At 52.2% G+C, this 12,550-nt stretch carries 10 protein-coding genes and 1 pseudogene; 5 read left to right on the plus strand and 6 right to left on the minus strand.

The genetic code is table 11. The features are described from left to right. Positions 1–20: 20 nt before the first annotated feature. Together ACUVOF_RS06010 and ACUVOF_RS06015 are read left to right on the plus strand one after the other, a co-directional pair. On the plus strand, positions 21–1,058 hold the full coding sequence (locus ACUVOF_RS06010; protein WP_447043478.1) for a CNNM domain-containing protein: 1,038 nt from the start codon (positions 21–23) through the stop codon (positions 1,056–1,058). Between the two features lie 208 nt (positions 1,059–1,266). Continuing rightward, entirely contained in the window at positions 1,267–1,917 is a 651-nt protein-coding gene (locus ACUVOF_RS06015; protein ID WP_447043479.1) for a peroxiredoxin, read from the plus strand. 55 nt (positions 1,918–1,972) lie between these two features. Here the strand turns inward: ACUVOF_RS06015 and ACUVOF_RS06020 are convergent, their stop codons facing one another. The 4 genes and pseudogenes from ACUVOF_RS06020 to ACUVOF_RS06035 form a co-directional block, all read right to left on the minus strand. Further along, complete coding sequence (locus tag ACUVOF_RS06020; RefSeq protein ID WP_447043789.1) at positions 1,973–2,413, minus strand: methyl-accepting chemotaxis protein; 441 nt, start codon at positions 2,411–2,413, stop codon at positions 1,973–1,975. A gap of 105 nt (positions 2,414–2,518) precedes the next feature. Beyond that, positions 2,519–3,244, minus strand: a pseudogene (locus ACUVOF_RS06025) (PAS domain-containing protein); the annotation flags it as partial. Between the two features lie 290 nt (positions 3,245–3,534). Then, complete coding sequence (locus tag ACUVOF_RS06030; RefSeq protein WP_447043480.1) at positions 3,535–4,359, minus strand: potassium channel family protein; 825 nt, start codon at positions 4,357–4,359, stop codon at positions 3,535–3,537. A 251-nt stretch (positions 4,360–4,610) separates the two neighbouring features. Then, positions 4,611–5,645 carry a sodium:calcium antiporter gene (locus ACUVOF_RS06035; RefSeq protein WP_447043481.1) on the minus strand — a complete coding sequence of 345 codons (1,035 nt, stop codon included), beginning with the start codon at positions 5,643–5,645 and terminating at the stop codon, positions 4,611–4,613. Between the two features lie 321 nt (positions 5,646–5,966). Here ACUVOF_RS06035 and ACUVOF_RS06040 point away from each other — a divergent pair, with 321 nt between their 5' ends. Then, positions 5,967–6,767, plus strand: coding sequence for a ZIP family metal transporter (locus tag ACUVOF_RS06040; protein WP_447043482.1), 801 nt, complete (start codon positions 5,967–5,969; stop codon positions 6,765–6,767). A gap of 7 nt (positions 6,768–6,774) precedes the next feature. Here the strand turns inward: ACUVOF_RS06040 and ACUVOF_RS06045 are convergent, their stop codons facing one another. Then, positions 6,775–7,254, minus strand: a complete 480-nt coding sequence (locus ACUVOF_RS06045; RefSeq protein ID WP_447043483.1) for a MerR family transcriptional regulator — start codon at positions 7,252–7,254, stop codon at positions 6,775–6,777. Between the two features lie 68 nt (positions 7,255–7,322). Between ACUVOF_RS06045 and ACUVOF_RS06050 the strand changes: the two genes are divergently transcribed. Beyond that, positions 7,323–9,491 (plus strand): heavy metal translocating P-type ATPase, encoded by a 2,169-nt coding sequence (locus ACUVOF_RS06050; RefSeq protein ID WP_447043484.1) that lies wholly within the window; start codon positions 7,323–7,325, stop codon positions 9,489–9,491. Between the two features lie 26 nt (positions 9,492–9,517). Here the strand turns inward: ACUVOF_RS06050 and ACUVOF_RS06055 are convergent, their stop codons facing one another. Beyond that, entirely contained in the window at positions 9,518–10,531 is a 1,014-nt protein-coding gene (locus ACUVOF_RS06055) for an isocitrate dehydrogenase (protein WP_447043485.1), read from the minus strand. 521 nt (positions 10,532–11,052) lie between these two features. On the opposite strand from ACUVOF_RS06055, the gene ACUVOF_RS06060 reads away from it, so the two are divergent. Next, positions 11,053–12,543 carry a SulP family inorganic anion transporter gene (locus tag ACUVOF_RS06060; RefSeq protein ID WP_447043486.1) on the plus strand — a complete coding sequence of 497 codons (1,491 nt, stop codon included), beginning with the start codon at positions 11,053–11,055 and terminating at the stop codon, positions 12,541–12,543. Positions 12,544–12,550: the final 7 nt, after the last annotated feature.

Below are 12,550 nucleotides of genomic sequence, written 5' to 3' on the forward strand. Positions count from 1 at the left end.
ATCCATCACTCTAGGCCCTCATGTTTCTCTTAATCACGATTGCTACCCTTTCAATCGCGTTTTCGTTCTTATGTTCTATCCTTGAAGCAGCGCTTCTTTCGATCACGCCTAGTTATATTGCTAAGCAGAAAGAAGATAATCCTAAGTTGCACGCCTCACTTACGCACTTAAAAGCCAATATCGACCGGCCACTTGCGGCTATTTTGACGCTCAACACTATTGCTCATACCGTCGGGGCAACCGCGGTAGGTGCCCAAGCGGCAGTGGTGTTTGGCGAGGCCTCTATTGCCATTGTCTCGGCGGTCATGACAATGCTGATTCTGATCCTGTCGGAGATTATTCCCAAGACTATTGGCGCGACGTATTGGCGTGGGCTGTCCCCGTTTTTGCCACGCTTTTTAAAACCGATGATCATTGGCTTGCTGCCTTTTATCTGGATGTCGGAGCAGATCACCCGCCGCCTGGGTAAGTCAGAGCACGATGTCGACCTGCGTGATGAAATTAAAGTGCTAGCTCGTGTAGGTCTCGAAGAAAAAGTTCTGGACGCGGACGAGTCACGCACCATTATCAATATGCTCAACTTGCACGATATTGTTGTAAGTAAAGCAATGACGCCACGTACCGTGTGTGTCACCGTGCTGCCCGATATGACCGTCGCAGAGTTCGACGAGCAGTATGGCAAAACACCCTTTACGCGTTTCCCGGTAATGGACAACGGCGAGCAAGCGTTTGGCTATGTGCATAAAGCCGATATGTACCATGCAGACGATGCCAAAACGATGCGCGAGCTGATGCACCCGATTGGTAGCGTGGACATCTCTCACAATGTTGAGCAAGTGTTTACTTCCATGCTTAAAGATCACCTGCATATGCGTGTGATATACGACGAACACGGCACCTTTTTGGGCTTGATTACGCTTGAAGACATCATCGAAACCATTCTGGGCCAAGATATTGTCGATGAGACTGATAATGTAGCTAATTTGCGCCACTACGCGAAGCAGCAGTGGTTAAAGCGCGTTAAGCGGGAAGATAAAGACGCCAAAACAGGTGAGTAACCCCTAAGAAGAGGGGCTCTGTTTTTGGGTCTAAAACGGCGCCTTCGGGCGCCGTTCTGCTTTTTGATAGCCAGGCTTTTATACGCGCTTGGCGACGAGAGTGAACATTGTCCCACCACTGGCTGTCTTAGCACTGAATGATCTATAGTGAGGGTGTTGTAAGTCATATAAGGTATTAGGGCATTCAATGCCCATTAAGGAGGAAAGTATGTCATTACGTATCAATGCAGTCGTGCCTGATTTTGAAGCCGAGACTAGCCAAGGGCCAATACGGTTTCATGACTGGATTGGCGATAGCTGGGCAATTCTGTTTTCGCATCCCAAAGACTTCACACCGGTATGCACCACCGAATTTGGTGCCGTTGCCACCCTTAGCGACGAGTGGAAAAAACGCAGCACAAAGGTGATCGGTGTATCGGTAGACGGCGTGGAAGACCACAAACGCTGGGGCACAGACATTAAAAACGTATGCGGTAGCGATGTTGATTTCCCTATCATTGCCGACGATAGTCTGACTGTTTCCAAGCTCTTCGATATGCTGCCTGAAGACGCCTACTTACCCGATGGCCGCACGCCAGCAGATAGCGCGACGGTTCGCTCGGTATTTATTATCGGGCCGGATAAGCAGTTGAAGCTTTCAATGACCTACCCCATGACCGTGGGGCGTAACTTTGCTGAAATTCTACGCGCTCTGGATGCGCTGCAAACCACGGCAAAACACGGCGTTGCTACCCCGGCCGACTGGATGGTAGGCCAAGATGTGATTATTCCGCCCAGTGTCTCTAATGAAGACGCTAAGCAGAAATATGGCGAATACGAAACAGTTCTGCCGTATTTGCGCAAAACACCGCTACGTTAAGGCAGTATCGGTAAGCATCAAAGCCAGTACTTAAAGTGCTGGCTTTTTTATTGGTTCATCGTGGGGATTCCAGCGCTAATTGCTCAATTGAACTTGAAACATTTCGGGCCCCGGAGAGTATCTCATTCACGATAATCTCAATTTCGCCTACGCTGGTTTGGCTCGATTTCCCTTGCTCGACTACCTGCTGCATAGATTGGGTTGTACGTTCTACTAGTGCACTATTCTCTTTAAGCACTCGGGTAATTTCTGCAACGGCTTCGCTTGAGCCTTTGGCTAAACGACGCACTTCATTGGCGACTACCGCGAACCCTCGGCCTTGTTCGCCTGCCCGCGCTGCCTCTACGGCAGCATTAAGAGACAGCAGGTTGGTTTGATTGGCAATTTGTGCAATCGATTCTGTAATGCTATTGATGCTTTTCGCCTGTTGATTAAGCGCGGCGATTAACTGCTGCGCTTCTGCTAACGTTTGCGCCGCTTGTTCAGAGTCCTGCATAACGCGCTGTAAATGGCTAAGTCCATTCTGTGCAATCTGTTCTGTTTGAGAAGACGTACTTTGGGCGTTCGTGACGGCACGTGTCGCTGAATTAGCTGCTTCAACAGAGCGAGTAATGTCGGTGGCAAATTTAACGACTTTTACCACATTGCCATGGCTATCACGGATGGGGTTATAGGTAGCCTCAAGCCAGACGCTGGCACCATGAGAATTTATCCGTTCAAACTTACCTTGCATGTACTCGCCCTGGGCAAGGCGTTCCCAGAAATTTGGGTTGGTTTGGAAAAAGTCAGCTGGACAAAACATTTGATGGTGTGCGCCTGCAATTTCTTCATTGCGATAACCCATCGTGCGCTCAAAATTCGAATTAGCATTAAGGATGTCACCGCTTGGGGTAAATTCTATTACCGCCATGGAGCTATCGAGTGCTTCTAATACGGCATTTTTGCGCTCTGCCTCCTGGTGGGCTGCCGTAATATCATTAGCAATTTTAAGCACTGAAATGACGCTGCCGCGCCGGTTTTTTATCGGCAAGTAGGTAGCTTCCAGCCAGATATCGCTACCCTGAGCATTTATACGCCTAAAAGTACCTTGGCGGCTTTCGCCGCTAGCAAGAGCACGCCAAAAATCCTGATACGCCTGAGTGGCTGTCTCAGCGGCATCACAAAACATGCTGTGATGTTGGCCGGCAATCTCCCTAAGCGTGTATCCCATGGTCTTTAAAAAGGGAGGGCTCGCTTCTTTAATCACGCCAGCGGGTGTGAAGGAAATACAGGCTGTGTGTTGCATCAGGGCACTATGATGAGATGAAAAACGCTGAATGGTTAACATTTATCCTTTTTCTCTTTGGTATAGGTTTTGTATAGATATAAGGGTAATTGAATTTTGGTATGAAAGCACTTTTTTGTACCAAAGCAGTACAGGTGGCGTTTTTTAATTAATAATTGATGAGTTTATGGCAGCCGCTGAGCTGTGCGGTGATTAGGTAAGAGAGGTTGGCGATGTAGCCATTGACGAGAGGGCGAGAGGAGGTGTGGGCTTAGCAACATTGCTCACGCTAAACGTGAGCAATGAGCTTGGTATTACGGGTTAGCAATTTTAAGATGGCGAGTGCGCTACGCTTAATTCTTTTTTACTGCTTGCTCTGCTTGCCAAACGTCCTTCCAATCCCAGCCATCCTTCTGGACGTAAGCTACCAATATTTTCTGGTAGGGCAGCGACGCTAAATAGTCATGCATTTCAGTACTCGATTTATCAAATCCAGGTAATTCGGCATATCCGTTAAGCTCAGGAATATTAGGAATATGATGGTTAGGCTGGATAAAGGTGCCGCCGAGTGTGTCAAGAAATTGCTCAAGCGCCCTTTGTGAGATTAATAACTGTTCACGGGTAGTGGTATCTAGCTTTGGACTGGCAAAGTAGATAAGGGCGATAGCTTGATAAAGCCTTGCGATAGCTAGCGAAAGCGCTTTGCTGCTCGTCTCACTATGGTAATAGTGCAGGATTGGATAGGCTAAATGCTGCTGACCCAACGTACTAATTGATTGTTGTAACGGCTGAAGTTGGCTTACTAACGTTACAAATTTTCCATCATCGTTAGTAGCGGCGATTATTTGCCTTGGATCCCTGCCCAGTGCGTTGATAGACAAGGCTGTTTGGCGTTTCTGAATAACATTTGTGATGATATTGAGAATATAAGTGATAGACAGGGTAAAAAGAAAAAAACCATTAGCAGCTGCAATGACGGGGGGAATTCGCCAACCATCAGTGCCTGGGACATAGTCACCATAGCCCAGCGTCGTGAGGGTATAGCCCGTATAGTAGGCGCGTTCAACTAAGCTAGCGGTGGCCTTTTTAGTGGACACCACCACCGCCTGTGGTGCACTACAAAATAGCAAAAACCAACCCAGCCAAGCGACAAGAAACCATGTCATCAGTAATGTCACGGTTATCCATGGGCCCACAGAGGACAGCATGGCATGGCTTTTTTGCCGACGGTGAATACCCAACAGAACAAACCATAAGCCACTCACCAACCGGTTGGTGAGTGGGCCGCCTGAGCTGGACACCGATAGCGTGGTACGAATGGCGTCGTAAACCACCAGCAAAATGAGTAAGACCCCCACCATCCCTGCTAACGTACTTCCAATCACGGTTAACGCTCCTTTCGTATACAGCTGCGCTGCCTTGCGAGCTGTTAGTTCACCATTAGCATGGCTATTCCTGCTAGGTATAGGCCGATTATTGCCATGCTTTCAAAGCCAATACGGCCAGGTCCTTGTTCTTGTCGCTGTAATAATCCCAGCATCAGCACCCCAGTCATTAGTACTGAGATGGAAACCCACAACATTACATGATCGGGCGTTGCGTGATAAATAGAGCCGCCTCGATAAGCCACATCTGACGCGGCGGCAAACAGTGTGTCAAACGCATTGCCGCCAATAATGCCGGCGACCGCCAGCGTTAATGCCCCCCGGCGCACGGCCGCGACGGTCGTTACCAGCTCAGGCAGCGATGTTGCTATCGAGGTCATCAGAACGCCGACGGCAGCTTGGCTAAGCCCCGTTTCTTCCGCGATAACCGTAGCGCTGCGTTCAAGCAGCCAGCCGGTTATGCCAATTGTAAAAGCAAGGCCCAGAAATATGAGCCATAGCCGCATCAATGTCAGCTTTCCTGGTGTCTCATCGGGCTGGTCTTCACGCGTTTCACGAGTTTTAGCGGGGCTCCACATAGGATGCTCCTGGGAACTCCTAACCAGCCGTAAGCCAAATAAGTAAGAAAGAAATAACAGTGGCGTAATAGGGTGTACGTGCCAGATTGTCCACTCAGGAGCAAAACGCCCTACCATCAACAAACTAAGCAAACATAACAGTAGAGCCGCCTGAATTATGTTTCCCAACGAGGCTGCCGCGTGCTCTAAATTGGCACGTCGATGCGCCATATCGGCAATTGTTAAAAATAGAGTCTGCACTGCAATGCCGCCCAGAGCATTACTCATCGCGAGTTCAGGCTTATCGGTCCAGGCAGCGGTGACAGATACCACAATGCCTGATAGTGAGGTAGCCATCCCAAGTAAGACAGCCCCCGCAATGGCCTCGCCTAGACCAGTACGGTCGGCGAGGTCGTCGACAATCCGCGTTAGCCGGGTGCCGATGATGCCGATGACAACGGCGCAAAAGCCGAATAGAGCGAAAGCGACCGTGAGAGAAATATCATTGAGAGATGTGAGCATCCTGTTACCCCAGTTAGGAAATATCGTCTCGACATACCGTTGGTGGTTGAAGTAGCTCATCTCAACGTAGTCTAAGACGATAAGCTTCACGACTCGGATTGTCAGTTTCGTTTTGCTGGGCCAAACCGTCACGACTGCTTCAAAACCCTCTAGCGTGGCGGTAAGAGGCAGGTTGATCCCTAGGATAATTGCCTTTGGCGCACGGACTTAGCTCATGCCCATGAAGGCTATCGTTATTTATTCATTAGGTATTAGTGCGTTAAAGTACGCGTTGGTACCGCGTTAGACTACGCTGTGTCTTTTTCTTTCTATGCTTTTCAAATGCTAACCGAGTTTATGCTGTCCATGGAAAATACGTTGTTATTAGGTTTTTTGGGCAGCTTAACTGCCGGGTTACTTACCGCTGTGGGCGCACTGCCAGTGCTGCTTGGTAAAGCACCCAGCCGAGGGTTTCGCGATCTAGCGCTGGGTTTTGCTGCAGGTGTTATGCTGGCGGCATCGTTCTTCTCGCTGATTATTCCAGCGCTTGATGCCGCGGAAATTTATTATGCGGGTGGCCCGGTACCCGCTGCGATTGTCTGCGCGGCTATTTTGTTGGGCATGGGGGCGATTGCGCTGCTTAATGAATATCTTCCCCATGAGCATTTCACACAGGGCCGCGAGGGGCCGGAAGCCGCCTCACTGCGTCGTGTCTGGCTGTTTGTGTTTGCCATTGCTATTCATAACCTGCCGGAAGGCATGGCAGTTGGTGTTGGCTTTGGTGCCAATGGATTAGAGGGCGGTATGCCACTGGCGATCGGTATCGGTCTCCAGAATATTCCGGAAGGGCTGGCCGTCGCGGTTGCCTTAATGGGGGAGGGTTATTCAAAGTGGCGTTCCTGGTCGATTGCCGCCTTAACCGGACTAATCGAGCCTATCGGAGGCCTGTTTGGCGCTAGTATTGTCAGTGTCTCCCAGGTATTGCTGCCATGGGGGATGGCATTTGCTGCCGGCGCCATGCTCTATGTGATCAGCCACGAAATCATTCCCGAAACCCACCGCTGTGGGCATCAGAAAAAAGCCACCTTCGGTCTGGCGATGGGATTGGTAATTATGCTCTTCCTGGATGTGTGGCTGGGCTAAGCAAGCGTTAGCGCAATACATCCGCGCCGCCGTGAGGGCCTGCCTGGTGGCAAAGGCTATGATCGCTGAGCACATCAATAATATGGCAATGGCCAATATTGCCACCGGCACACTGGTTAATCATTCGCTGAAGCTCATCGCGCACCGCGGTGAGCCGCGCGAGTCTTGCCTCAACTTCAGCAAGATGATGCTTTGCCAATGCGTCTACCTCACCGCAGGGCATGGCGGGGTAATCCGCCATTTGTAAAAGCTCCCGTACCGCCTCAACTGAAAAACCAAAATCTCGCGCATGGCGTATAAACGTCAAGCGACGGATAGCCGACGCCGTATAGCGCCTTTGGTTGCCTTCATTGCGGGGCGCTGCAGGCAGCAGGCCAATGCGTTCGTAATAGCGCACCGTTTCTGGTTTGCAGCCTGAATCGCGTGCCAGTTCGCCAATGCCAATGTAGCGCTCAGTGTTAGTGGCCTGTGGGGGGTGATCTTTCATCGCTTGAACCTCTAGTCGCTATAGGTATTACGCTGTCGCTAAGATAGACGAACTTGGAGTTCTATGCGATGAGTAACACAACATCCACAACGGCTGCGCCGACGACCCTGCGCGTGCAGGGCATGGACTGCGGGGGCTGCGAACGTAAAGTGGAATCCGCACTAACGCGCTTAAATCATGTTGAGCACGTTTCCGCGAGTTCCGTCACAGGCTCCGTGCGGTTAACCGCACCGCCTGGGAAAACACTTCAGCGTGCTGAAATTGAGTCGACCATCACTGCGTTGGGCTATCAGGTAATTGATGAGTCGGCGGCCACGCCTGGCGCGAAGGAATCTGCCCCATGGTGGCGTACGCCTAAAGGGCGTTTAGTGCTTGTCAGTGGTGCACTGCTGGCACTGGCCTGGGTACTTAAATTTGCTTGGCCTAGCCTGGGCACTTGGCCATTTGTCGCCGCGACGGTAGTTGGCCTTGTGCCTATTGTTCAGCGTGCTGGGCAGGCGCTTAAGATGGGCAATCCTTTCACCATTGAAATGTTGATGAGTATTGCCGCTCTGGGGGCGCTTGCCATTAATGCAGCCGCCGAAGCGGCCGTGGTGGTGTTTCTATTTGCGGTGGGCGAGATGCTCGAAGGTGTCGCCGCTGCTCAGGCGCGTCGCAGTATCTCAGCGCTTTCTCAACTCACACCCTCTACCGCACGGTTGCTGGAACAGGGCGAACCCCGCGAAGTTGCCGCCGCTTCGCTTGTGCCCGGCCAGCGGGTACAGGTGCGTCCCGGCGACCGATTGCCCTGTGATGGCAACATTATTGCCGGACACTCTTCAATCGATGAATCCCCAGTTAATGGTGAATCGGTGCCACGGGAGAAGGAAGAGGGCGAGCCGGTGTTTGCCGGTACCGTGAATCTAGATGGTGTGCTTGAGGTCGAGGTGACCCGCAGCGCTGAAAACAACACCATTGCCCGCGTGATTAAACTGGTGGAAGAAGCTCAGGCGGCGAAAGCACCGGTCGCGCGCTTTATTGACCGCTTTGCATTTTACTATATGCCTGCGGTGGTTGGGGTGGCGCTGTTGGTCGCTGTCGTACCGCCGCTGGTGTCGACGATGCTGTGGTCAGAATCCATCTACCGCGCGTTGGCGCTACTGCTGATTGCTTGCCCCTGTGCGCTGGTAATCTCGACCCCCGCAGCGGTTGCTGCCGGGTTATCGGTAGGTGCTCGGCACGGTTTATTAATGAAAGGCGGTGCGGTATTAGAGCAATTAGGTAAGCTCGAACGAGTCGCCTTGGATAAAACCGGTACGCTGACGGCGGGCACGCCCGCGGTCACTGATGTGGAGAGTCTTGCCGCTGACGGTAGTGCCGTCGAGGTATTGCGACTCGCCGCTGCTCTCGAAAAGGGGGCAAGTCATCCGCTCGCCATCGCTATTATTAGTGACTATGCCCGCAAACAGATGGGGGAAAAGATTCCGGCAGTGCAAGGTGCTCGAGCATTAGCAGGGCAGGGCGTTGCCGGGCAGGTGGAAGGGCGTGAGTTGATCCTGGTGAGCCCACGCTACTTGCAGCGCTTCTCCCCGCGCTCCGATGAGGTAGAAACACGCATTGCCGCGCTGGAAGCGCAGGGCAAAAGTTTAGCCGTATTGATAGAAATAGAGATTGAGGGCGAGCGCCCCTTAGGGCTCATCGCATTACGGGACGAGCCGCGTGAAGATGCTCGCAAGGGCCTCCAAGCGTTAGAGCGCTTGGGCGTGCAAGCCATCATGCTCAGTGGGGACAATGCCCGCAGTGTAGCTGTCATCGCTGAGCGACTGGGCATTGAAGCAGAAGGCGAGTTGATGCCCGAAGATAAAGCTCAGCGCGTGCGCCAATGGCAAGCACAAGGGCTTGGCCCAATAGGCAAGGTAGGCGATGGCATTAATGATGCACCAGCGCTCGCAGCGGCAGAAGTGGGCATCGCGATGGGCAGTGGCACCGATGTGGCACTTGAAACCGCCGACGCCGCGCTGCTTAAGAACCGGGTAAGCGGGATTGCCGAAATGATCGCGCTCTCTCGGGCGACCATGCGCAACGTTAAAACCAACGTGGCGTTGGCGCTTGGCTTTAAGGCGCTATTTTTGGTCTCTACAGCGATGGGAATTACGGGAATGTGGGTCGCCGTGATGGCCGACACTGGGGCGACCGTGCTGGTCACCCTCAATGCATTGCACTTATTGCGTTACCGCTTTAACGACATTGGAGCGTAGTTAAGCGCGAGCGCCGTTATCCTTGGTTATCCTTGCACATACTCCACTAACGCCTGGGCAAAGGAATCGGTGCTGCCGGTTCCGCCCATATCGGGGGTGACCATGTCGCGGCGGGTTTCCAGCACGGTACGAATACCCTGGCGGATTGCGTCGCCTTTTTCGTTCATGCCCAAGTGATCGAGCATTTGCGCAGCGGCCAGCAGTAGGGCACAAGGGTTGGCGATGTTTTTACCTTCGATATCCGGTGCTGAACCGTGGACAGCTTCGAAGATCGCCGCTTTTTCGCCGATGTTCGCCCCAGGGGCCAGGCCCAAGCCGCCGACTAACCCGGCGCATAGGTCAGAGAGAATATCGCCAAACAGGTTGGTAGTGACCACGACATCAAACTGGTGTGGGTTCATCACCAGCTGCATACAGGCGTTATCGACAATCATCTCCTGGAACTCGATCTCAGGGTACTCTTTGGCTATTTCACGGGCCACGTCCAAGAACAAGCCAGAGCTGGTTTTAATAATGTTGGCTTTGTGTACTGCGGTGACCTTTTTGCGGCCATTGTTTTTAGCCAACTCAAAGGCATAGCGCACAATACGCTCGGACCCTTTGCGGGTGACTTTGATGACTGAAATGCCGGTATTGCCGTCGTCAATCATCTCCTGACCGTCGGAAAGATAGGCGCCTTCGGTGTTTTCGCGCACGGTGATCATATCGATGTCGTCGTAGCGCGATTTAGTGCCGGGGAAGCTAATAGCGGGGCGCACGTTAGCGTAAAGATCAAAGTGGCGGCGCAGCTGTACGTTAATTGAGGAGAAGCCCTTGCCAATCGGCGTTGTGAGGGGGCCTTTAAGCGCAATGCCGTATTTTTCAATGGCATCCAGCGATTCCTGGGGAATCAGCGTGCCATGCTTTTCAAGGGCACCTAAACCCGCGTCAATATGCTGGTACGTTAAGCCACAATCTAACGCGTCAAGGACACGCAGCGTGGCATCCATAATTTCGGGGCCGATGCCGTCGCCCTTGATGACTGCAATAGATTGGCTCATGTGCTGCTCCTCTTTTAGCTTAAGGCTTATTCGACACTTATCTTCTAGATAAAAAAATAGTGCCGCTTCAACGTGAAAGGTTGGGAATCAATGTCTCGTTTAGTGGCGCAATGGTACGTTAAATTGAACCTAGAGGGCACCCTGCAAAGGGTGTAGGACGGGTGCAGTCAGCAATAATTGCTGCTAGAATACGGCGGCTTATTACAACGCGATTTAACGTTGCGTACTTTTGACAGCAAGGCATAACGGTAATGACCCTTTCAAATTCAACACAAGCACTACCCACTTCAGGGCTGATGACTCCGCCCTAGGTTTCCCCCTCTTCAAGCGATACGTCTAGACACGTTAATTGCGTTGTCATGGCGTTACGGCATGCTATTGCCATTCTTCCGCCGATTGGCGGGCCGACCCCTCGATTGCTCAAGCACTGGCTTATCGCTCTCATAGCGCGCGTTTTGCGTGTACCACTGTGTTGCGTCGAGAGTTTGTAAAATTTTAACCTTCATCCATGGACTCACTGAATGTCTCTCTATAGCAAGCAAGAGTGGTTTTCTAACATCAAAGGCGACACGCTCTCGGGAATCGTTGTTGCCCTCGCTCTCATTCCCGAGGCGATTGCCTTTTCAATTATTGCCGGCGTAGATCCCAAAGTTGGCCTTTACGCCTCCTTCTGTATTGCGGTGATTATTGCCTTCACCGGTGGTCGTCCTGGCATGATCTCAGCGGCAACCGGCGCCATGGCGCTGCTGATGGTGACGCTGGTGCGCGAACATGGCCTTGAATACCTGCTGGCGGCAACGCTGCTTACCGGTGTGCTGCAGATTGTGGCTGGCTATCTAAAGCTTGCCGATCTGATGCGCTTTGTCTCGCGCTCGGTGGTCACCGGGTTCGTTAACGCGCTGGCGATTTTGATCTTCATGGCGCAACTGCCGGAATTGACCGACGTGACTTGGCATGTTTACGCCATGACGTTGGCGGGCTTGGGTATTATCTATCTATTTCCCTATTTACCCGTCATCGGCAAATCAATTCCTTCACCGCTGGTCTGCATTGTGGTGCTTACCGCGGTCTATATGATCAGTGGGATGGATATCCGCAGTGTCGGCGACATGGGTGAACTGCCCGATACGCTGCCTGTTTTCCTGTGGCCCAGCGTGCCGCTGAACCTGGAAACGCTATGGATCATTTTACCCTACGCGTTAATGTTGACCGTGGTGGGGCTACTCGAGTCGATGATGACTGCCACCATTGTGGATGACCTGACCGATACACCGAGTAATAAAAACCGCGAGTGCAAGGGGCAGGGTATTGCCAATATTGGCTCTGGCCTACTAGGTGGCATGGCTGGCTGTGCCATGATCGGTCAATCGGTAATCAACATAAAATCCGGTGGTCGTACGCGGCTCTCTTCACTGATTGCCGGTGTGGTGCTGCTGCTGATGGTGGTCTTTCTGTCAGACTGGGTATCCCAGATTCCCATGGCGGCATTGGTCGCCGTAATGATCATGGTATCGATTGGAACGTTCAGTTGGGAGTCGATTCGTGACCTGAAAAAACACCCGTTAAGCACCAATATCGTCATGCTGGCTACTGTGGCGGTAACGGTTAGCACACACAACTTGGCTATCGGCGTATTTGTCGGTGTGCTGCTGGCGGCGCTGTTCTTCGCCAACAAGGTGGGCAACATTCTTTATGTTGGTTCAAAAGAGATCGAAGCGGGCAAGGAGCGTGAATATCAGGTGGTAGGCCAGGTATTCTTCGCTTCTTCCGAACGCTTTACCGCTGCGTTCGATCTCAAAGAAAGTATCGAGAAAGTGACCATTGATCTTTCCCGTGCTCACTTTTGGGATGTGACGGCCGTTCAGGCGTTGGATCGGATCGTCATCAAGTTCCGCCGTGAAGGGACCGAGGTAGAAATGGTGGGCTTGAGCGAAGCCAGCGCGACGGTGGTGGATCGCTATGCGGTTCATGACGACCCCGAAGCGGTTGAAAAGTTGATGGGCGGCCACTAACAAAGGC

This window comes from Vreelandella sp. H-I2, from assembly GCF_052959335.1.

Coding starts and splice junctions, on each gene's coding strand:
- ACUVOF_RS06045 (WP_447043483.1), bottom strand. CDS start 7,254: ATGAAAGATCACCCCCCACAGGCCACTAACACTGAGCGCTACATTGGC.
- ACUVOF_RS06020 (WP_447043789.1), bottom strand. CDS start 2,413: ATGCAGGACTCTGAACAAGCGGCGCAAACGTTAGCAGAAGCGCAGCAG.
- ACUVOF_RS06015 (WP_447043479.1), top strand. CDS start 1,267: ATGTCATTACGTATCAATGCAGTCGTGCCTGATTTTGAAGCCGAGACT.
- ACUVOF_RS06035 (WP_447043481.1), bottom strand. CDS start 5,645: ATGCTCACATCTCTCAATGATATTTCTCTCACGGTCGCTTTCGCTCTA.
- ACUVOF_RS06055 (WP_447043485.1), bottom strand. CDS start 10,531: ATGAGCCAATCTATTGCAGTCATCAAGGGCGACGGCATCGGCCCCGAA.
- ACUVOF_RS06050 (WP_447043484.1), top strand. CDS start 7,323: ATGAGTAACACAACATCCACAACGGCTGCGCCGACGACCCTGCGCGTG.
- ACUVOF_RS06060 (WP_447043486.1), top strand. CDS start 11,053: ATGTCTCTCTATAGCAAGCAAGAGTGGTTTTCTAACATCAAAGGCGAC.
- ACUVOF_RS06010 (WP_447043478.1), top strand. CDS start 21: ATGTTTCTCTTAATCACGATTGCTACCCTTTCAATCGCGTTTTCGTTC.
- ACUVOF_RS06040 (WP_447043482.1), top strand. CDS start 5,967: ATGCTAACCGAGTTTATGCTGTCCATGGAAAATACGTTGTTATTAGGT.